Raw genomic sequence first — 20,398 nt, forward strand, 5'->3', positions numbered from 1 at the left:
TCAGCCCCCGGCAGGGGACTGGTGGCGCACCGCCGGGCCGCGCCACCAGGCCAGCAGTCCGGGATGGGCCTCGCGCGGCACGCGAAAGGCGTCGACGCGGGACGCGGGCCGGTCGAAGAACACCTCCCCGTCCCCGGCGGCCCGCCCCTCCTTCAGCAACGTCTCGCGCACCAGGGCCAGTTCGGCCGCGCCGGCGGCCGGCCAGTGATCGGCCCCCAGAGCGCCGCCCAGGGTGCGCACGGAGGCGGCGCCCGTCAGCAGGCGGGGGCGGCAGACGGTGCCGCCGCGCGCCGCCCGCCACTCGACCAGCAGCCCGGGGCCGGCCGGGGCGGCGGCGTGCGGGACCGGGGCCGCGGCCTCGCGCGGGTCACGCTCCATGTGCACCTCGGACAGCGGTTTGTCACCGGCCGGGAAGTGCCGCACGGCGCGGTACCCGACACGGGCGTAGAACGGCGGATTGCCCCGCTCCACCACCGCGTCGAGCACCACCCGGCGCACACCCCGGGCCCGTGCCTCGGCCTCCAGCCGGCGCAGCAGCGCGCGGGCGGCCCCGGAGCGCCGGCAGGCCGGGTCGACCGCGAGTCTGCGTACCTCCCACACCCGCGGAGCCGGGCGCACCGCTCGCACCGTCCCCACCACCCGGCCCTCCTCCTCGGCGACCCAGAGCAACTGCCCGGCGGCCACGTCGTCGAGGAGTTCACCGGGGCCCGCCCGGGACCCGTCGGCGGCCGGCAGGCCCGGCACCAGGTCCCCCGCGCGATAGGCCGCCCTCACGAGCCGGGACACCGCTTCGGCCAGATTCTCTGAAACGGAACTTATGAGGTTCACGTGCATTCCCGAATGATAAGCACCGTCATCGATGTATCGGCGGCCTGTGACAATCTCGGTATCGCGGGATCCGGTGCCGGTGATGCCTACGGATTCAACATCTGGCGCAATACCTTTCCCGCCGAGGACCTGCCCGCCCCGGGCTCCTCGGTGACGGTCGCCGGAGTGGAATTCGAGTTCCCGGCGCGGGCCGGCGGCAACGGGGACAACATCCGCTGCCGCGGCCAGGTCGTCGCCCTGCCGTCGGGCCGCTACGACTGGCTCTACCTGCTCGGCGCGGCCGAGCGGCGCACCGAGGACGACGTGGAGCTGCGCTACGCCGACGGCGCCCGGCGCGCCGCGTGGCTGCGGATGTCGGACTTCTGGCCGGAGACGAACGCCCGGTTCGGTGAGCCCGAGGCGTTCCGCACGCGGGGCCTGCGCTATCCCCGGCACACCCAGCACGGGCACCGGCCCGCCATCTGGCAGCAGCGCGTCCCCGTCACGGTGCCCGGCGAACTGGTCGCCCTGCGGCTGCCGGACAACCCGGCGATGCACGTCTTCGCGCTCACCGCGGTGACCGACCCGGAGGTGCGCCGTGCGGGTTGAGCTGGACGGGGTCCGCCCGTGGCGGCACGAACTGGGCCACTGCCTGCACACCACCGCCGGGGTGCTGCTCGCCCAGCGCGGAGCGGATCCGGTGGAGGTCCTCGGCGCCGCCTGGGGGTTCCACTACCCGGGCGACCTGCGACGCGAGGAGTACTACCTGCCGGGCTTCGCGGACTCGCTGTTCAGCGGCCTGGCGCCCTATCACGGGATCACCTCGCGCTGGCACACCCCGGCCGACGCCGAACAGGGCTGGCGACAGGTGCGGGCCGAGGTGATCGCCGGGCACCCCGTCGCCGTGGCCGCCGACAACTTCCACCTGCCGTTCCGGCCCGCGTACCGGGACGTGCACACCAACCACCTGCTCGTGGTCCACGGGTTCGACGACGAGCGGGCGGAGGTCCTCGTCACCGACCCGGTGCCACCGGCCTTCCAGGGCGCGATCACGCTGGACGCGTTCACCGCCGCCCGCGACTCCGGGAACCCCGTGCGGCACGACCGGGACCTGTTCTTCACGGCCAACCCCATCGGCAACCGCTGGCTGCGGGTCGACCACCCGGCCGAGCTGCCCGCGTGCGACCCGGATTTCGTCCGCCGGGCCGTCGCCGCCAACCTGCGCGGCCTCACCGCGCCCGACGACGCCACGACGTCCGGGCTGGCCGGACTGCGCGGTTTCCTCGCCGGCGCCTGGGAGCGGCTGCCGGACGCCGAGGAGGTCGTGGACGAGGTGTTCATCGTGGCCGGGCCGGTCCTCGCCGTGACCGGCCTGCACGCCGCCTTCCTCGAACGGGCCGGGCGGCGCTTTCGCGACAGCCGTCTGCTGGAGCTGTCGCGGCTGGTCGACACCGTCGCCCACCACTGGTCGGCGCTGCGGATCGCCGTCGCCACCGCGCGCCCGGACCGGGCCGGTGCCCTGACCGGTCTGCGACGCCGCTCGGCCCGGCTCGTCGCCGCCCACGAGGACGCGGTCCACGCCATGGCCGCGCACCTGTCAGGTGTTTCCCCTACTGTCCACGAGCTGCCGCTTTCGACAGCCTCTGGGCATGGAATGCGTACCCATGGGTGGAGGTAAGAGATGAACGTGGCCTGCCCCGAATGCGTTGCCACCGTGGAATTCACGGAGAAACCAGAACTCAACGAGATCGTCGAATGCGGTGACTGCGCGGGAGAACTCGAAGTAATCTCCCTCGAACCGCTGCTCGTCGCCGTGGCGCCGGAGGTCGAGGAGGACTGGGGCGAGTGATCAGTGTCGGGGTCGTCGGCGGCGCCGGCTACATCGGAGGCGAACTGCTCCGGATCCTCTCCGGACACCCGGAGGTGGACGTCACGGCGGTCACCTCGACCCGGCTGGCCGGCCGACGCGTGGACGGCAGCCACCCGAACCTGCGGGGCCGGGTCGGTCTGACGTACCTCGCGCCGGACCGGCTGCCCGAGTGCGACGTGCTGTTCCTGACCGGCTCGATGGGCACCGACGCGCAGGGGCGCCGCACCCTGGTCTCCCGCGCCAAGCACGTCTACGACCTCAGTCCCGACCTGCGCCTCACCGACCCCGCCCGGTACCGGGAGTTCTACGGCGAGCATCCCGCGCCGGAGCTGATCGCGGGGGCGGTCCGCGGACTGCCCGAGACCGACCGGGCGGCCCTGCGCACGGCCGACTCCGTCAGCGTGCCCGGCTGCATGGCGACCGCCGCGATCCTGGCGCTGCGGCCGCTGGCCGACGCCGGGCTGCTCGCACCGCGGGTCACCGTCGACGGCCGGGTCGGCTCCAGCGGCTCGGGCGCCTCGGCCGGCGAGATGAACCTGCACGCCGAACGCAGCGGCGTCCTGCGGGTGTTCGCCCCGCTCAACCATCGCCACCAGGCCGAGATCGCGCAGGCGACGGGCCTGGACGTACGGATGACCGCCACCGGCGTCGACGCCGTGCGGGGCGTCCAGGTGCTGTGCCGGGCCACCGCGAGCCGTGACCTCACCGAGGCCGATCTGCGGGCCGCCTACCGCACTGCCTACGCGGCGGAGCCGTTCGTCCGCGTCGTCACCTACCGGCGCGGCAACTACCGGCTGCCGGAGCCGAAGATCCTGATCGGCTCCAACCACTGCGACGTCGGCTTCGCCCTCGACCCCGCCGACGGTCAGCTGCTCCTCGTCGGCGCTCTCGACAACCTGGTCAAGGGCGGTGCCGGGAACGCCGTCCAGTGCCTGAACATCCGGATGGGCTGGGACGAGACGCTCGGGCTCGACTTCCCCGGACTGCACCCCGCGTGAGGTGGTTCCATGAGTGACGAGATCACGGTGGTCAAGTGCGGCGGCGGGCTCACCGACGCCCACGAGGAGATCTGCCGCGACCTGGCGGGCCGGCCGGCCGGCCGCACGGTCCTGGTGCACGGCGGGGCCGCCGAGGTCGACCGGCTCGCCGAACGGCTCGGTGTGCCGCAGCGCCGGCTCACCACGCCGAGCGGTTCCTCCAGCCGCTACACGGACCCCGCCACCCTCGAACTGCTGCTGATGACGCTCGTCGGCAAGGTCAAGCCCGCCCTGGTGGCCGCGCTGGCCCGGTACGGTGCCCGCCCGGTCGGACTCACCGGGATGGACGCGGCACTGGTGCGGGCCGAGCGCAGCGCCGCCCACCGCGCCGTCCTCGACGGACGCACCGTCGTCGTGCGCGACGACCACAGCGGCCGGATCCGCGAGACCGATGCCGCGCTGCTGCTCACCCTGCTGGAGGCGGGCTGCCTGCCGGTCGTCTCCCCGCCCGCCCTCGGCGCCGACGGGCCGGTCAACGTGGACGCCGACCGGCTCGCCGCGGCCCTCGCCGGCGCGCTGGCCCGCACCCGGCCGGTACGGCTCGTCCTGCTGACGTCCGCGCCGGGCGTACTGCGCGACCCCGCGGACGCGGGTTCCCTGATCCGGTCGATCGACCTGTCGGACGATCCGGTCACCGAAGCGGCCGTGGGCGGCGGGATGACCGCCAAACTGCAGGCCGCCCGCAAGGCGCTGGACGCCGGGACCGGCACGGTCGTGATCGCCGACGGCCGCGTCGCCGCCCCGGTGAGCGCCGCCCTCGGCGGAGCCGGCACCACGGTCAGGTCCATCGCTACGCTCAGGAGTCTGTGACATGCCCGATCCGGCCGACAACGGCGGCAGGAGCCTCGCGGAGACCCGCAAGAACCTGCTCGCCCTGCGCGCCCGCCAGCGTGCGGGGGTCCGGGGCACCGGCGAGCGCGTGGTCCCGGTGCCCCGCGACCGTGAACTGCCCCTGTCCTTCACCCAGCAGCGGCTCTGGTTCCTCGACCGGCTGGACCCCGGCAAGGCCGTCTACAACGCCCCGATCGTCCTCACGCTCCGGGCCGACCTCGACGACCGGGCCCTGGGCAGGGCTCTGAACGCGCTGGCCGACCGGCACGAGATCCTGCGCACCCGCTACCCCCTGCGCGACGGCGTGCCCTACCAGGACATCGCGGCACCCGGCACCCCCGTGCCGTTCGGGCGGACGAACCTCGTCGGCGCCACCGAGCAGGAGGTCACGGATCTCCTGCTCGGCCTGGTCCAGGAGCCGTTCGACCTGGAGAAGGGCCCGGTGCTCCGCGCCCACCTCGTGCGCACCGGGGAGCGCGTCCACGTCCTCGTCCTGGCCCTGCACCACATCGCCAGCGACGGATGGTCCCTGCCCGTCGTCGTCGGCGAGCTGTTCGCCCTCTACGAGGCGGAGCGCTCCGGCACCCCGGCGCCGCTGCCCGAACTGCCCGTGCAGTACGCGGACTACGCCGTCTGGCAGCGCGGCCGGATGACCGGGGCCACGCTCGACGAGCACCTGGTGTACTGGAAGGACCGGCTCGCCGGCCTGCCCGCCCTCGACCTGCCGACGGACCGGCCGCGCCCTCCCGTGCCCAGCGGCGCCGGCGCCACCGTCGACCGGCTGCTGCCCCCGGAGCTGGGCGCCGGCCTCAACCGGCTCGCCCGCGCCGAGCGGGTCACCCTCCTCACGGTGGTGCTGTCCGCCTTCATGGCCCTGTGCGACCGGTACACGGGCCAGGACGACATCGTGCTCGGATCGGTGTTCTCGGGCCGTGAGCGCCCGGAGATCGAGCCGCTGGTGGGCTTCTTCGCCAACACGGTGGTGCTGCGCTGCTCCACGGCCGGCGATCCGACCTTCCGCGCCCTCCTCGCGCGGGTCAACGACACGGTCCTCGGGGCCCACTTCCACCAGGAGCTGCCGTTCGGCCTGCTCGTCGACGAGCTGCGCCCCGAGCGCGACCCGAGCCGCAACCCGCTGTTCCAGACGTCCTTCACGCTCCAGCACGCGGGCGTGGAGTCCGCCGGCATCGCCGGCGTCGAGATCGCCGCGCACCCCGTCGAGGGCGAGACCGCGCGGTTCGACCTCGCCGTCCAGCTCACCGAGGTCCCGGAGGGTCTGCGCCTGTGGGCGGAGTACTCCACCGACCTCTACGACGCCGACCGCGTGGAGCGGCTCTTCGGGCACTACGAACGGATCCTCACCGCGGTGGCCGCCGATCCCGGCCTGACGCTGAGCCGGCTGCCGATGCTCACCGAGCCGGAGCGCGCACGGCTGACCGCCGCCCTCCCCGGCGCCGCTCCCGCACCGGACGGCTGCCTGCACCACCTGTTCGAGTCGGTCGTGGACCGGTGGCCCGACGCCGTCGCCACCTCCTTCGAGGGCCGCCACCGGACCTACCTCGCACTCGACCACGACGCCAACCGGCTGGCCCGGGCGCTGCGCGCGGCCGGGACCCGCCCCGAGACGGTCGTCGCCGTCCTGCTCGAACGGGGCCCGGAGCTGCCCGCGGCCTTCCTCGGCGTCCAGAAGGCCGGCGGCGCCTACCTCCCGCTCGACCCCGACCACCCGGCCGCCCGCTGGGAGAGCGTCCTGACCGAGGCGCGCTGCACCACCGTCGTCACGACCACGGAACGGGCCGCCCTCCTGCCGGCCGGCGTCACCGCCGTCCGCGTGGACGACCCCGCCCTGGCCGAACTCCCCGCCGAGCGGCCGCGCGTCGAGACGCACCCGGACAACCTGGCCTACGTGATCTTCACCTCCGGCTCCACCGGCAGGCCCAAGGGCGTCCAGGTCCAGCACCGCGCCATCGTGAACTTCACCAGGGCGAGCATCGACATGTTCGGTCTGGGCCCCGGCGACCGGGTACTGCAGTTCGCCAATCCCGCCTACGACGTCAGCCTGTTCGACTTCTTCAGCGGTCTGTGCTCCGGAGCCCGGCTCGTGCAGGCGCCCACCACGACCCTGCTGGACCCGGCGCTGCTCGGCGAGCTGATGCGCACGGAGAAGGTCACGGTCACCGACCTGCCGCCCGCCGTCCTCGGACTGCTCGACGCGGACACCTTCCCCGACCTGCGCGCCCTGTTCGTGGGACTCGAGGCGTTCCCGGGCGAACTCGTCAACCGCTGGAACACCCCCGGACGCGCGTTCCACAACGGGTACGGACCCACCGAGGCCACCGTGGCCTGCGTCGACTACCTCTGCCCCGACGGCACCTACACCGCCATGCCGCCCATCGGCACCCCGATGGCGAACTACACGGCCCACGTCCTGGACCGGTACGGCAACCCGGTGCCGGACGGCATCCCCGGAGAACTCCTCATCGGCGGCGCCGGCGTCGCCCGCGGCTACGCCCACCAGCCCGCCCTGACCGCCGAGCGCTTCGTGCCCGACCCCTTCGGCGCCCCCGGGAGCAGGCTGTACCGCACCGGGGACCTCGTGACCCGGCGCGCCGACGGCAACCTCGTCTTCCTCGGACGCGCCGACGACCAGATCAAGATCCGGGGCCTGCGCGTCGAACCGGGCGAGGTGGAGCACGCCGTGCAGAGCCACGCCTGCGTCGACGAGGCCGTGGTGACCGTGTCGGGCAGCGGCGCCGACGCCCGGCTGGTGTGTTACGTGACGGCCACCGCCGGAGCGCAGATCACGACCGAGGAACTGCGTCGCCACCTGTCCGGCCGGCTGCCCTCCCACCTGGTCCCCGCCGTCTTCGTGGAGCTGGCGGAACTGCCCCGCGCGAGCAGCGGGAAGCTGGACCGCAGGCGTCTGCCCGAGCCCGGCACGTCCGCCGTGCGCACGGCGGTGCCGCCCCGCAACCGGACCGAGCGGATGCTCGCCGACATCTGGCGCGAACTGCTGGGGGAGAAGCTGGAGTTCGACGTGCACGACAGCTTCTTCGCGGTCGGCGGCAACTCGCTCAAGGTGACCCAGCTCGCCTCCCGGATCCGTGCGGCGTTCGGCGTCGAGATCGAGCTGCGGGAGCTGTTCGTCCGCTCCACCCTCGCCGACCTCGCCGAACTGGTCGAGTCCAGCGAACTGGACGACGCGTCCGACGACGAACTGTCCGCCGTACTCGCCCAGTTGGAGGAGACTCCGTGACGAGCACCGCGCTGTCCGCCGCCCTGGACCGGGACACCTTCCGCGAGGAGGTGCGCCGTTTCCTGCGCGGCCCCGAGGCCCGGCGCACCCTCGCCGCCGTCGCGAGCCACCGCCCCGACGAGGAGCCCGCCCGGCTGGACCTCTACCGCATGCTCGGCGAACGCGGCTGGCTCGCCCCGAACTGGCCCGTCGCCTACGGCGGTCTCGGACTCGGCGTCACCGAGGCGGCCGTGGTCACCGAGGAGATGACGCTCGCCGGTGTGCCCGACGACGTCCACGTCCTGAGCATCGACATCGTCGGCATGTTCCTGCTCAAGGCGGGCAGCGAGGAGCAGCGGCGCCGCCACCTGCCCGCCCTCGCCCGGGGCGAACGGACCGCCTCCGTGCTGTTCACCGAGCCCGAGGCGGGCTCCGACCTGGCGGCCCTGCGCACCCGGGCCGAGCCGGACGGAGACGGCTGGCGGCTGTACGGCACCAAGGTCTTCAACATGAAGACCCAGTTCGCCGACTTCTCCCTCGTCGCCGCCCGCACCAGCGAGGGCGCGGTCGGCATGCACGGCATCACCCTCTTCCTGCTCCCCGTGAAGTCGCCCGGGGTGCACATCGAACCGGTGCCCAGCATCCAGAACGACCGGTTCAACCTGGTGGTGATCGACGGGGTGCGGCTCACCGCCGCCGACGTCGTCGGCACCGTCGACGAGGGCTGGTGGCAGCTCGACGAACTCCTCCAGCTCGAACGCACGGGCATCGACTTCCACGGCAAGGCACGGCGCCTCCTCGACCTCGTCGTCCGCCGGGCCGCCGAGACCGGCCGGCTCACCGACCCCGCCTACTGCCTGCGCCTGGTCGAACTCGACGCCAGACTGCGGGCCGCCCGCTGCCTCGCCTGGGACACCGTCCGCAACCTCGCCGCCGACCGCCCCGACCCGGTCACCTCGGCCATGTCGAAGTGGTACGCGAGCGAGCAGATCCGCCCCGTACTGGACGTCGGCATGGAGATCGAGGGCGCCGGCGGTGTGCTGTCCGCCTGGGACGGCGAGGCACCCGACGCGGGCCTGCTGGAGGCCAACTACCGCCTCGGACCCGCGCACCGGCTGGCGTCCGGCACCTCCGAGATCATGCTCTACCTCATCGCGACCAACGGACTGGGTCTGCTGTGAACGTCGCCGAACTCTTCAACGAGGAACTCAACCCGGTACTGCGCCGCCTCGGCGCCCGTGCCAAGGGCGCGGGCCCCGTGCCGCCGGACGAGGAGGACACCGAGGTCCGCCGCGGCGTGTGGTCCACCCTCGCCGAACTGGACGGCCTGCTGCCCGCGTTGCCGCCCCGGCTCGGCGGACCGCCGGACGCCATGGCACGCCGGGTGAGCACGGCCGCGCTCATGGGCCTCGCGCTCTACGGCAGCCCGTACCTGGACACCATGATCACGGCCGATGTGCTGGCCGCCGACGGCCGTCACGACGCCCTCCTCACGTCGATCGCGTCCGGCGCCCTCACCTGCGCCCTCGCCGTGCGGGAGCGGGCGGCCGACGAACCCGGCACGCCCGTGCCCCTGGCGGTCGACCCGGCACGCGGCCTGGTCACGGGCGTCCGGCGCCTCGTCGCCTTCGCCGCCGACGTGGACCACCTGCTGGTCGTCGGTGAGGGGGGACACGCGCTCGTGGCGTCCGGCGCGCCCGGCGTACGCCACCACCGCCAGGACGACATCGGCCGCGGCGACCTCTACCGCGTCGACCTCGACGGCGCGGCGGCCGTCCCCGGCGGACTGCTCCCGCCGGGGCCGCCCTACGAGGCCGCCCTGGCCCGCGGACGGCTCCAGCAGGCCGCCCACCTGACGGGCCTGACCAGGGGCGCGCTCGAACTCACCGTCGAGCGGCTGCGGACGCGCTCCGCCTTCGACCGGCCGCTGGCCAAGCAGCAGGCCCCCGCCTTCCGGCTCGCGGCACTGGCCGCCCGCGCCACGGCCGTCGACAGCCTGGTGCGCGCGGTGGCCGCCGAGGCGGACGCCGGCGCGGAGATCCGCCAGACCGCGGCCCAGGCGCTGTTCCTCGCCGCCGACCTGGCCCGCGAGACCACGGCGGAGGCGGTGCACCTGCACGGCGCCGCCGGACTCACCGAGGAACAGGACGTGTCCGTGTTCTACCGATGTGCCGCCGTCGACTCCGTACGGCTCGGCAGCCCCACCCGGCTGCGCCTGGAAGCGGCCCGGCTGCTCGCCGCGGCGTACGCCCCGAACCCGGAGTGACCCATGGACTCCCTCGCGAACCCGGTGCCGCTGCTGCGGGACCTCATCCGCATCGACACCACCAACCCGCCCGGCAACGAGGTGGCCTGCGTCCGGTACCTGACCGAACGGCTCGCCCACCGCGACGACCTGGACGTCACCGTCCTCGGCCCGAGCGCCGACCGCGCGAACCTGATCGTCCGGTTCCCCGGGCGCGGGGTGGCACCGCCGCTGCTGCTGCACGGCCACAGCGACGTGGTGCCGGTCACCGGACAGGACTGGCGCCACCCGCCCTTCGAGGCCCGGCTGGTCGACGGCGAGGTGTGGGGCCGCGGCTCCGTCGACATGAAGGGCGGCATCGCGATGATGCTGTCGTCGCTGGCCCGCCTGCACGAGGCGGGGCAGCGGCCGGCCGGGGACGTCGTCCTCGCGGTGGTCGCCGACGAGGAGCACGGCAGCATCGCCGGGGCCCGCTGGCTGACCCGGGAGCACCCGGAGCTGTTCACCGGCATCCGCTACGCGGTGGGGGAGGAGGGCGGCGCGGGCATCGAACTCGGCGGCCGGCGCTTCCACCCCATCGTCGTCGCCGAGAAACGCGCCTGCTGGTTGCGGGCCACGCTCACCGGGCCCGGCGGCCACGCCTCCCGGCAGGCACCGGCGCACACCGCGATGGGCCGCCTCGGACACCTGCTGACCGCGCTGAGCGGCGTACGGCTGCCGCGGCACCGCGAGCCCGCCGCCGAGCGCATGCTGACCGAACTGGCCGGACACCTGCCCGAGCCGCTCGCCGGACGGCTGCTCGCGGTCCGGGACGACGCGAACGACGCGCCCCCGGCCGGGCTCCCCGAGGACCAGTCGCTGCAGATCGACTCGCTGCTGCGCAACACCGTGAGCCCGACGGTCGTGCGGGCCGGCGACAAGATCAACGTGGTGCCCGGCGAGGTCACCGTCGACCTGGACGGCCGCATCCTGCCCGGCGACCACTCCAGGGAGGAGTTCCTCGGCGAACTGCGCGCCCTGATCGGCCCCGACGTGCCGCTGGAACTGCTGGTGGAAGGGTTCCCGGTGGACCAGAGCCGCATCGCGGAGCCCGAGTTCGGCGGCTTCTACGAGACGCTGGCCGACATCACCCGCAAGGCCGACCCGGACGCCGCGCCGCTGCCCATGATGTCACCGGCCTCGACCGACGCCGGGTTCTTCGCCCAGCTCGGCATCCGCTGCTACGGCTGGCTGCCCCTGAAGGTGCCGGCGGGCAGCCCGTACCGCACGCTGCTGCACCGCGCCGACGAACGGATCCCCGTCGAGGCGCTGGAGTTCGGCACCCAGTGCATGACCGCGCTGCTGCGCGACCACCGGTAGCCGGCGCCGGCCGCCCAGGCCACCCTCACCCCGCGGGAGCCAAGATGACCGAAGACCTTTTCGTCCTGCCCGCCTCCTACGGCCAGCAACGGCTGTGGCTGCTGGAGCAGATCCAGCCGGACACACCGCTCTACAACGAGGCCGTGGGCCTGCGCCTGCGCGGACGGCTCGACCCGGACGCCCTGGCCGCCGCGATGACCGAGGTACTGCGCCGGCACGAGGTGCTGCGCACGGTGCTGGAACTGGAGGGCGCGGAGGTCGTCCAGGTGGTCCGCGCACCGGAGACGGTGCGGCTCATCGCCGAGGACGTGGACGGCGGTCCCGACGCCGCGCTCGCCGAGGCCCGGCGCCTCGCCGAGGCCCTCTTCGACCTGGCCCGGGGTCCGCTGCTGCGCTGCCGGCTGCTGCGGGTGGCGCCTGAGGAGCACCTGTTCGCCCTGGTGGTGCACCACGCGGTCGCCGACGGCTGGTCGCTGGGCGTCCTGCTGCGTGAACTGACGACGCTCTACCCCCGCGCCGCCCGCGGGGAAGGGCTCGACGTGCTGCCCGAATTGGAAGTGCAGTACGCCGACTTCGCGGCCTGGCAGAAGCAGCGCTGGGACGAGGGGGAACTCGCGGACCAGACGGACTACTGGAAGGAGCAGCTGGCGGACTGCACGCCGCTGCGGCTGCCCGTCGACCGCAGTCCGGGACCCGAGCCGGACCACGGGACCGTCCACGCGCCCCTCGCGCCGCCCGCCCTCATGATCCGCCAGCTCCGGGCCGTCGCCACGGACGGTGACGTCACCCCCTTCATGGTGCTCCTCGCCGCCTACGCCACCGTCCTCGCCCGCTGGACCGGGCAGAGCGACGTGGTCGTCGGACTGCCCTTCGCCGGCCGCACCCAGAGCGAACTGGAGCCGCTGGTCGGCTTCTTCGTCAACACCCTCCCCGTCCGCCTGGACCTGTCGGGCGACCCGGACTTCCTCGGCCTGCTCGGCCAGGTGCGGGAACGCTGCCTGGGCGCCTACCGGCACGCGGAGGTCCCCTTCGAGCTGCTGGTGGAGACCCTCAAGCCGCAGCGGCGCCCGGGCCGTACCCCGCTCGCGCAGACCATGCTGGCCGTGAACAACACGTGGCTGCCCCGGGCCATGGAGGCGGCCGGGCTGCGGATCGAACCGGTTCCGCTGCTCCAGGAACGCGCCCACTTCGAGATCACCGTCGACCTGGAGGGGACGGACGACGCGCTCACCGGATCCGTCGTGCTGCGGGCGGACCTGTTCGAGCAGGAGACCGCGGACCTGCTGGCCCGTTCCGTCACCGCCGTGCTGCGCGGCGCGGCGGCGAACCCCGGCGCGGCGCTGTCCGCGCTGCCCTGCCCGCTCACCGGCCGGGCCCCCGCGGCAAGCGGGGCCGAGGAGCCGGACGAGGTTCACGAGCCGGTGCGCGGCGCGGCGGGAAGCCGGCCCAGCACCCGCACCGAGGTGCTGCTGAGCCGGCTGTGGGCCGAGATCCTCGGCCTGGAGACCGTCGGCGTCGACGACGAGTTCTACGCGGCCGGCGGCAACTCGCTCAGAGCGGTACGCGTGGTGATGCGGGCCCGGGAGCTCGGCGTCGAGCTGCCCGTGGAGAAGGTGCTCGGGGAGCACACCATCAGGGAGCTGGCGGCCACCGTCTGACCCCGCGGCCGCGGCGGCCTCACAGCCGCCGCAGCCGCCAGACGGTGCGGTTGGCGACCGGGATCACCGACGCCAGCAGGACGACCGGCGCGAGCCACAGCGTCGTACGGGCCCCGGCGCCGTCCACCAGGACCCCGGCGAGGGCCGCGCCGATCGGGATCGTGCCGAAGTTCATCAGCCGGTAGGTGGCGTTCATCCGCGCGTGCATCTCGGGCGGGGTGACCTTCTGGCGCACCGTCACGGCGATGACGCTGCCCGCGGCCGAGCCCGCGTAGCCGAGGAAGAGCCCGACGGCGGCCGACCAGAAGACGGCCGTGTCCGAGGACGAGTACAGCGGCAGCAGGAAGTAGGCGTTGGTGGAGAAGCCCAGGGAGACCAGCAGCCCGGGCCCGTACCCGATGCGCTCGAACAGGTAGGGCGCGCCGACGGCGCCGCAGATCGCCCCGACGCCGCCGATCACCGTGACCAGCCCGTAGGCGAACGTACCCATGTCCAGATCGCGCACGAAGTACACCAGGAAGGCCACGTTGACCAGCGATCCGCCGGCGTTGTAGACGGCCGCGTGGACGGCGATGGCGCGCACCGGGGGGTTGCCGAACACCGACCGCAGTCCGTCGGTGAGTTCGCGGCGCAGATCCCGTTCGGCGGGCGGCGGTTCGGTCTTCTCCCGGTGGCGGACGGTCATCAGCGCGACCGCGGAGACCAGATAGCTCACGGCGTCGAGGAACAGCACGCTGGCCGGCCCGAAGGCCCCGGCCAGCCAGCCGCCGCCACCCGGGCCCATCGTCGCGCTCACCGCCTGGTCCGCGGTCAGTTTGCTGTTGGCCGAGCCCAGATGCTCGGGCGCCACAAGGCGCGGCAGGTAGGAGCGGGCGGCGATGTCGTAGACCACGCTGAGTCCGCCGACCAGCACGGCGACCACGTAGACGTGCGTCAGGGACAGCACGTCGAGGACGGCGGCCACCGGGACGGTCACGACGAGCACGCACCGGGTGAGGTCAGTGGCGATCATCACCGGCCGGCGCGCCCGGCGCTCCTGCCACACGCCGACGAACAGCGGCAGGAGGAAGAAGGGCAGGGTGTACAGCGCCTCCAGCAGCCCGATCTGGGTGGCGGAGGCGTCCAGCGTGCTCACCATCACCAGGGGGAGGGCGAACAGCGTCATCTCGGAGCCCAGCTGGGACACCACGTCGCCGGTCCAGAACAGGCGGAAGTCCCGCTGCTTCACGAGACCGCCCCGCGCCGGCGCGGTCTGCGTCATGACGCCCGCACCGGCGGGGAGGCGGGACCGATGTCGGCCGTGACGGGGCGGTGGCGGGACCTCAAAGGGGACTCCCGGGGACGTGGGCGGACGGTGGTCAGACCAGGGCGCGCCCATGGGTGCCGAACCGGCGGCCCGCCGAACCGCGGAGGTCAGCGGTCACGTTGATGCGCCGCAGCCAGCGGTCCGTGCCGTCGTAGCGGGCCCGGAACGAGCGCCGCCCGTGCACCGCCCGCTTGTTGTCGATGATCAGCAGCTCACCGGTGGCCAGCGCGACGTCCCGCATCCGGGCCTCGAAGGCGTCGATGACGCCCTGCAGGGCTCGTTCGGCGAGGGTGTCGCCCAGGTCGCGCCGCATGAACGCCGGGTCGATGCGCACGTAGGGCATCTCCGGGTCGCCGCCCAGGATCGAGATCCGCTCCGGCTCGTGGTTCATCCGGCGGATGCGTTCGAAGGCGGCCGCCGATCCGTCGTCGCTCTCGATCCCGGTGGTCGCGGCGTTGAACTGGGCGGTGTGCGACTCGTCGGGCAGGATCACGAACCGGTCCTCGAACAGGACCTTGCGGTGCTCCTCGTCCAGCTCCAGGTCCCGGGCCGAGGCGAACATGGTCGGCACGGCGTCCGGGTTGCGCAGGCACAGCAGCATGATCCAGTCCGCCCGGTGCGGGTGGAAGGCGTCCTCGTTGTGCCACTCGAGCAGGGTGGTGGAGCTGGACCCGAGCTGTTCGCCCTCGTGCCCCTCGATGGGGAACACGTCGAGCACCAGCTTGCCGCGCTGCTGCGAGAGGTAGGAGAACGGGTCCCCGAGCAGGGAACCGATCATCAGCAGCAGGGCCGTCGCCGTGGTCACCTCGTCGCCGGCCGGCTCGTCGGTGTAGTCGCGCGGCGTGGCGCCGACGGCCGGCTCGTCCACCGGCAGACCGGACAGCACCAGGCCGCCGTTGGGACGGCCGGTCAGCCGGAAGCCGTTCAGCACGTTGCGCAGCCGCTGAGGCGCGCGGTGGGCGTGCACGGCGATCTCGGCCAGCAACTGCTCCAGGTCGGCGGCGCGGACGGCGCCGAACTCCTTGACGAAGTCCGTGGCGAGCGCGCGCAGCTCCTCGGCCTCCTCCGGGCCGAGTCGCAGGCAGGGCATGCCCTCCCGCAGGCTCAGTGCGGCCTCGAAGTCCTGTGTACGGGTCCCGCCCACGCTTTCCTCCTTGGCCACGGGTCGTGCTGCTCCCTCGGGCAACGGCGTTCGTACCGAGAATGTGCGACCCGTCGGGACGGACACAGTCAGGAGGAATCCCTACGACGTGGAGTCGCCCGGTTCTGACAGGGTCGAGAGGCCGGCAGTGTCGACAGCACAGGGGGACGAGACGGTGGACCACGTCATCCACGCCGACGAGGACACGGCCGGGCTCTGCCTGCACCAGGTCTTCGAGCGGTGGGCCGGCCTCCGGCCCGGCGCCGCGGCCTGCCGCTTCGAGGGCCGGGAACTCGGCTACCGGGAACTGGACCGGCGCGCCAACCGCCTCGCCCGGCACCTGCACCGCCTCGGCATCGGCCGGGAGACGGTCGTGGGCGTCCTGCTGGACCGCGGCCTCGAACTCCCGGTGACCCTCCTGGGCATCCTCAAGGCGGGTGCCGCCTACCTCCCGCTCGACCCGCGGCATCCGGCGGGCCGCCTCGCCTACCTGACCGGGGACGCCGGGTGCGAGGTCGTCGTGACCACGAGCGAGGCGGCCGGCCGGCTGCCCGAGGACGTGCTGCCGGTCTGTCTCGACGACCCCGCCGTGGCAGCCGCGGTGGCGGCCCAGCCCGGGGAGTCCCCCGGCTACCCGGTCTCCCCGGACAACCTGGCCTACCTGCTGTACACCTCCGGTTCGACCGGCGCCCCCAAGGGCACGCTCGTCGAGCACCGCTCGGTCGTCAACATGACCGAGTACTGCCGGCACGCCTACCGCCTCGAGCCGCCGGACCGCGTCCTGCAGTTCGCCAACCCCTGCTTCGACGTCAGCGTCTTCGACTTCTTCGCCGCGCTGTGCAACGGGATCACCCTGGTCCAGGGGTCCCGGCTGACGCTGCTCGACCCGCGGGCGCTGACCGCGCTGATCCGTGACGAGCGGGTCACCGTGATGGACATCCCGCCCGCCGTGGCCCGCCTCCTCGACCCCGCCGAGTTCCCCGGCCTGCGCATGGCCCACATCGGCGGGGAGGCGCTCCCCGGCGAACTGGCCGACCGCTTCCAGGCGCCGCACCGGCAGGTCCGCAACACCTACGGGCCCACCGAGGTCACCGTCACGTCGACCGACTACCTGTGCCCGCCCGGCCTGCGCGAGACCAGGCCGCCGATCGGCGCGCCCATCGCCAACCTCCGGGCGTACGTGGTGGACGACGCCGGCCGGGAGGTTCCCGCGGGGGTGCCGGGCGAACTGCACATGGGCGGCGTCGGGGTGGCCCGCGGCTACCACGGACGCCCCGCGCTCACCGCGGAGCGGTTCGTGCCCGACCCCTACGGCCCGCCGGGCGCCCGGCTCTACCGCACGGGCGACCTGGTGCGGCGGCGGCCGGACGGCAACCTGGAATTCCTCGACCGGATCGACACACAACTCAAGGTGAACGGCCACCGGGTCGAACCCGGCGAGGTCGAGGCCGCGCTGGAGAGCCACCCGCGCGTCGCCGCCGCCGTCGTCGACCTGGCCGGTGACGGCGGCGACCGGACGCTCGTCGCCTTCCTGGTGCCCGTCGAGGGGGCAGGCACGGCGCCCGGCATCGAGGAGGTCCGGGGCCACCTGCGCCCGCTGCTGCCCTCCTACCTGATCCCCGCCCGGATCGTCGTGCTGGACGCCGTGCCGCTGACCGCGAACGGCAAGGTCGACCGGGCCCGGCTGCGCTCCCTCGTGGCCGACCCGAGCTGACGCCCCCTCACGCCACGGTCAGCCGCCTGTCGAACAGCGCCCGGTAGAACGGCTCGTGCCGGGCGCTGAAGGCCGCGAGCGCGGCGCTGGTGCGGACCGTGACCGCGTACTCGGTCGGCCGGGCGCGGAACCCCGAGCTGTTGCTGACGCCGGTGTGCCAGCGGTCGGTGCGCCGCCACTCCTCCCGGTTGCCGGGTTCCCAGTTCAGCGCCTCGGGCCGGGGCGGCAGGCCCACCGCCTCGCAGTAGGCGGCCATCGTCTCGGCCGGCCTGCGCACCAGGTCCTCGGAGTCGAGGACCACGGGACGCTGCCCGGTGGCGGCGACCGCCTCGTACAGCTCGTACATCTGCTCCAGCCCGATGTCCTCGGCTGTCATCTCCGGCCGCAGCGCGTAGTACGACGCGACGATCTCGTCGGGATGCCGGATCAGGAAGGTGTGCCGGGCCTCGCCGAGGAAGCGGTCGTCCGCGAGGACCTCGGGGCAGCGATGGTCGGTGGTGTCCTTGAAGAACACCGGCCGCCGTGCGGACAGGGCGCGCACCGCGTCGATGAGCTCGCGCCCGGTGCGTACGGTTCTCCCGTCGACGGTGGTCTCACCGAAGTCGGCGATGTTGCAGAACGGTTCGTGCAGCGCGGTCAGGTCGCCGCGCTCCAGGACGGAACGGAAGAACGCGGTGGACCGTGCCCGGGGGGCGCTCCACAGGGCGATGACGCGGGAGGTGTCCTGGCGGTCGTTCACGACGGCTCCCTCAGAGGTCGACGGTGCGGATACCGATGCTCTGGCCGAACCCGGAGGCCGTCCAGACGATCGTGTCGGGGCGGGGCGAGGCCAGCGCCGCGGACGGCACGTCGGCGGCGTAGGCCAGCAGGCGCACGGGCATCGGCGCGTCACCGCGCAGCCGCAGCACCACGTCGTAGCCGCCCGCCGGCGCCACCAGGTGGCAGCCCCACTTCCACGGGGCCGAGGTCGGCCGGTTCTGCCCGCCCGGCAGGCGCCTGCCCTCCACCGTGACGTCCAGCAGCCGCGTCCGGCGGGTGTCGGCGTACAGCGACAGCGCGGTCGCCGCCGTGTCCGAGGTGAGCCGCAGCCGCACCTCGCGCACCCCGCCGCCCAGGCCGCGCCGCCCGGTCACCTCGGCCTCGGGCACGGGCGCACGGCCTCCCTCGGCCGGCCCCCGGCGGTAGCCGCCGGGACTGATCAGTGCCGGGACCTCCCGCTCGGCGGAGGACCTCGCGCCCCGCGTGTGACGGTCCACCCAGGGCATGCCGGAGTCGGCGGCGCTGTACCAGGTGGCGGTCCCCGCGTCCGCGTCCTGGACGTAGAAGAGCCCCACCTGGGCCGGGTGGTCGCGGTCCACACCGTCCCGCGCGCCGCCGGCACCCACCAGGGCCGCGCCCGCCAGCGCCAGCGCGGTCACCGTCACCGGCACCGCCCGGCGCCGGGGGAGCGGCGCCAGAGCGGGCAGCAGCGGCAGGAGCAGCAGCGCCACCACCACGAGGGCGGCGGAACCGAAGGCGAGGCCGACGGTGGGGAAGAGGACCGCCGTGAGCGGCACGAACAGCACCAGCGCCGGGACCGCCGCGGCAGCGAGCGACGGCAGCCGCCAGAACGACTCCTCACCCACCCCGGTCGCGATGGCGAGCCCCGCCGCACCGGCGAGAGCCGGCCAGAGGAACAGGTACGAGGCGCCGGGCAGCACGACGGCCGTCAGCAGGGCCAGGGCCGCGAACCAGCACAGCACCGCGGCGCTCACCGCGAAGGCGTCGGTGCGCCGGCGCGTCCACAGCAGCCAGCACAGGCACGCGGCGACGGTCAGCACCACCAGACCGGCGACCGAGGGCCCAGGGCGGTACGGATCACCGAACGTGAACGCCGCGTAGTGCGGCCGGAACGCCACCAGCGCCGTCCAGCCCAGAAAACCGGCGAGGGCGGCGCCGGCCAGCGGCAGGGGCAGCGTCCCGGCGGCCAGGGCGAGCCCGCGCGGCCGCAGCACCCGGCGCCGCCGGGCCCGTACGAGCACCACCGCGACGGTCACCACGGCGAGCGCGGCGAGGACCGTGCCCAGCCACTGCGGGTAGCTCACCAGCAGCCCGAACACCGTGAAATACGTGCTGGAACCGGCGCCGGACGGGGAGATGTCCCGGCCGGCCAGGTCCCGGGCCGCCGCCAGCACCGTGGACCCCATGTCCTGGAGCGTCTCGCGGCGCTGCGCCGACAGGTCGTCCAGCTCGGTGTCGTAGCGGGCGCTGCCGCCGACCACCGCGAAGTTCATCCCCGTGAAACCGGCCTTCTCGAAGACCGTCAAGTCGGTGTCATTGGGCAGCAGTTGGTAGATCTCGTCGGACACCGAGGTGACGAACGGCGTGTCGTCCCGGAGCGACCGCACGAACGCCGCGTTGTCGTCACCGGTCTCGAACATCACCACCGGCCCCGTGGTGCCGCGCGCCTCCAGGTTCAGGATCACCGTGCGGCGCGGATCGCCCGCTGCCGCGGAGTCTGTGAAGGCCTTGGCGCCGAGGGACCCGGGCTCCTCGCCGTCGGTGAGGAGGAACTCCACGGTGTTGCGGGGCGCGGGGGAGGAGGTCAGCGCGCGGGCCGTCTCCAGCAGCGCCGCCACGCCCATGCCGTCGTCGGTCGCGCCCGGCCCGGTGAAGACCGAGTCGTAGTGCGCGACGATCAGGACCCGCCCCTCGCCCCCGGTGCCCGGGAGCGTGGCGCGGACGTTCACGGCCCGGCCGACGACGGAGGCGTGGTCCGGAAAGCTGTCCGCCGCGGTCGCCCGTTCCACCTCGGTGCGCAGGCCGAGCGCCCGCAACCGCTCGGCCAGGTACTCCCGGACCTCGGCGTTCGCGGCCGAGCCCATCGGCCGCGGCTCGGCCGCCACCCGGTCGACGTGCGGCTGGGCGCGCCCCGCGGAGAACCGGTCGGCCGGCGCGTCGGCACCGGCCGGGTCCGGACCGCGCAACGGCAGCAGGGCCAGCGCCGCGACGACGACGGACCCGAGTACCGTCAGCAGCATGCCGAGCCGGGCGGGCGCGAGGCGCGTGAACGGAGACAAGGTCCCTCCCAGGTGTCCCGGTCATCCTGCCTCCGGCGGCCGGGCCCCCGGCTGTCCGTCATTTGCCCGACTGCCGGGTGCCCCGGCGCGCTCCGCACCCTGAGGACGGCGCACTGTCGGCCGTGGTGGGAAGGAG

Annotated in this window: 16 protein-coding genes; 11 read left to right on the top strand and 5 right to left on the bottom strand. The window is 73.9% G+C overall.

Annotated features, from left to right (window positions below):
- Entirely contained in the window at positions 1-774 is a 774-nt protein-coding gene (locus tag ACFIF2_RS04705) for a GNAT family N-acetyltransferase (protein ID WP_395571192.1), read from the bottom strand.
- A 66-nt stretch (positions 775-840) separates the two neighbouring features.
- On the opposite strand from ACFIF2_RS04705, the gene ACFIF2_RS04710 reads away from it, so the two are divergent.
- Genes ACFIF2_RS04710 through ACFIF2_RS04755 form a run of 10 tightly spaced genes read left to right on the top strand, consistent with a single transcriptional unit; the run spans position 841 to position 13,042 of the window.
- Positions 841-1,416 carry a hypothetical protein gene (locus tag ACFIF2_RS04710; RefSeq protein ID WP_395571193.1) on the top strand — a complete coding sequence of 192 codons (576 nt, stop codon included), beginning with the start codon at positions 841-843 and terminating at the stop codon, positions 1,414-1,416.
- A complete protein-coding gene (locus ACFIF2_RS04715) occupies positions 1,406-2,485 on the top strand; it encodes a BtrH N-terminal domain-containing protein (RefSeq protein WP_395571194.1) in 1,080 nt (359 codons plus the stop codon). Before ACFIF2_RS04710 ends, ACFIF2_RS04715 begins: the two co-directional genes overlap by 11 nt.
- Before the next feature lie 3 nt (positions 2,486-2,488).
- Positions 2,489-2,656 (top strand): lysine biosynthesis protein LysW, encoded by a 168-nt coding sequence (gene lysW / locus ACFIF2_RS04720; RefSeq protein ID WP_395571195.1) that lies wholly within the window; start codon positions 2,489-2,491, stop codon positions 2,654-2,656.
- A complete protein-coding gene (gene argC, locus ACFIF2_RS04725) occupies positions 2,653-3,675 on the top strand; it encodes an N-acetyl-gamma-glutamyl-phosphate reductase (RefSeq protein ID WP_395571196.1) in 1,023 nt (340 codons plus the stop codon). The genes lysW and argC overlap by 4 nt, the downstream gene beginning before the upstream one ends.
- A 9-nt stretch (positions 3,676-3,684) precedes the next feature.
- Positions 3,685-4,524: a [LysW]-aminoadipate kinase gene (locus ACFIF2_RS04730; RefSeq protein WP_395571197.1), complete on the top strand. Its 840-nt coding sequence runs from the start codon at positions 3,685-3,687 to the stop codon at positions 4,522-4,524.
- 1 nt (position 4,525) lies between these two features.
- On the top strand, positions 4,526-7,801 hold the full coding sequence (locus tag ACFIF2_RS04735) for an amino acid adenylation domain-containing protein (RefSeq protein WP_395571198.1): 3,276 nt from the start codon (positions 4,526-4,528) through the stop codon (positions 7,799-7,801).
- The gene (locus ACFIF2_RS04740; RefSeq protein ID WP_395571199.1) at positions 7,798-8,961 is read left to right on the top strand and encodes an acyl-CoA dehydrogenase family protein; all 1,164 of its coding nucleotides are present in this window, start codon (positions 7,798-7,800) and stop codon (positions 8,959-8,961) included. The genes ACFIF2_RS04735 and ACFIF2_RS04740 overlap by 4 nt, the downstream gene beginning before the upstream one ends.
- Positions 8,958-10,046 carry an acyl-CoA dehydrogenase family protein gene (locus ACFIF2_RS04745; protein WP_395571200.1) on the top strand — a complete coding sequence of 363 codons (1,089 nt, stop codon included), beginning with the start codon at positions 8,958-8,960 and terminating at the stop codon, positions 10,044-10,046. Before ACFIF2_RS04740 ends, ACFIF2_RS04745 begins: the two co-directional genes overlap by 4 nt.
- A gap of 3 nt (positions 10,047-10,049) precedes the next feature.
- Positions 10,050-11,384 (top strand): M20/M25/M40 family metallo-hydrolase, encoded by a 1,335-nt coding sequence (locus ACFIF2_RS04750; protein ID WP_395571201.1) that lies wholly within the window; start codon positions 10,050-10,052, stop codon positions 11,382-11,384.
- Between the two features lie 44 nt (positions 11,385-11,428).
- The gene (locus ACFIF2_RS04755) at positions 11,429-13,042 is read left to right on the top strand and encodes a condensation domain-containing protein (protein WP_395571202.1); all 1,614 of its coding nucleotides are present in this window, start codon (positions 11,429-11,431) and stop codon (positions 13,040-13,042) included.
- Between the two features lie 19 nt (positions 13,043-13,061).
- Here the strand turns inward: ACFIF2_RS04755 and ACFIF2_RS04760 are convergent, their stop codons facing one another.
- Entirely contained in the window at positions 13,062-14,303 is a 1,242-nt protein-coding gene (locus ACFIF2_RS04760) for an MFS transporter (protein ID WP_395571203.1), read from the bottom strand.
- A 97-nt stretch (positions 14,304-14,400) separates the two neighbouring features.
- Positions 14,401-15,510, bottom strand: a complete 1,110-nt coding sequence (gntD, locus tag ACFIF2_RS04765; RefSeq protein ID WP_395571204.1) for a guanitoxin biosynthesis L-enduracididine beta-hydroxylase GntD — start codon at positions 15,508-15,510, stop codon at positions 14,401-14,403.
- A gap of 127 nt (positions 15,511-15,637) precedes the next feature.
- Between gntD and ACFIF2_RS04770 the strand changes: the two genes are divergently transcribed.
- Positions 15,638-17,203: an amino acid adenylation domain-containing protein gene (locus ACFIF2_RS04770; RefSeq protein WP_395571205.1), complete on the top strand. Its 1,566-nt coding sequence runs from the start codon at positions 15,638-15,640 to the stop codon at positions 17,201-17,203.
- 7 nt (positions 17,204-17,210) lie between these two features.
- On the opposite strand, the gene ACFIF2_RS04775 is transcribed toward ACFIF2_RS04770, so the two are convergent.
- Both ACFIF2_RS04775 and ACFIF2_RS04780 read right to left on the bottom strand, forming a co-directional pair.
- Positions 17,211-17,942 carry a sulfotransferase family protein gene (locus ACFIF2_RS04775; RefSeq protein WP_395571206.1) on the bottom strand — a complete coding sequence of 244 codons (732 nt, stop codon included), beginning with the start codon at positions 17,940-17,942 and terminating at the stop codon, positions 17,211-17,213.
- A gap of 10 nt (positions 17,943-17,952) precedes the next feature.
- On the bottom strand, positions 17,953-20,262 hold the full coding sequence (locus tag ACFIF2_RS04780; RefSeq protein ID WP_395571207.1) for a M20/M25/M40 family metallo-hydrolase: 2,310 nt from the start codon (positions 20,260-20,262) through the stop codon (positions 17,953-17,955).
- Positions 20,263-20,398: the final 136 nt, after the last annotated feature.

It is taken from the genome of Streptomyces sp. BK79, assembly GCF_044142145.1.
In the GTDB taxonomy this organism is placed as follows: domain Bacteria; phylum Actinomycetota; class Actinomycetes; order Streptomycetales; family Streptomycetaceae; genus Streptomyces.

Bases quoted from the DNA above. Each gene is read 5' to 3' on its own strand.
- ACFIF2_RS04710 (WP_395571193.1), top strand. From the start codon at position 841: ATGATAAGCACCGTCATCGATGTATCGGCGGCCTGTGACAATCTCGGT.
- lysW (WP_395571195.1), top strand. From the start codon at position 2,489: ATGAACGTGGCCTGCCCCGAATGCGTTGCCACCGTGGAATTCACGGAG.
- ACFIF2_RS04730 (WP_395571197.1), top strand. From the start codon at position 3,685: ATGAGTGACGAGATCACGGTGGTCAAGTGCGGCGGCGGGCTCACCGAC.
- ACFIF2_RS04735 (WP_395571198.1), top strand. From the start codon at position 4,526: ATGCCCGATCCGGCCGACAACGGCGGCAGGAGCCTCGCGGAGACCCGC.
- ACFIF2_RS04750 (WP_395571201.1), top strand. From the start codon at position 10,050: ATGGACTCCCTCGCGAACCCGGTGCCGCTGCTGCGGGACCTCATCCGC.
- ACFIF2_RS04755 (WP_395571202.1), top strand. From the start codon at position 11,429: ATGACCGAAGACCTTTTCGTCCTGCCCGCCTCCTACGGCCAGCAACGG.
- ACFIF2_RS04760 (WP_395571203.1), bottom strand. From the start codon at position 14,303: ATGACGCAGACCGCGCCGGCGCGGGGCGGTCTCGTGAAGCAGCGGGAC.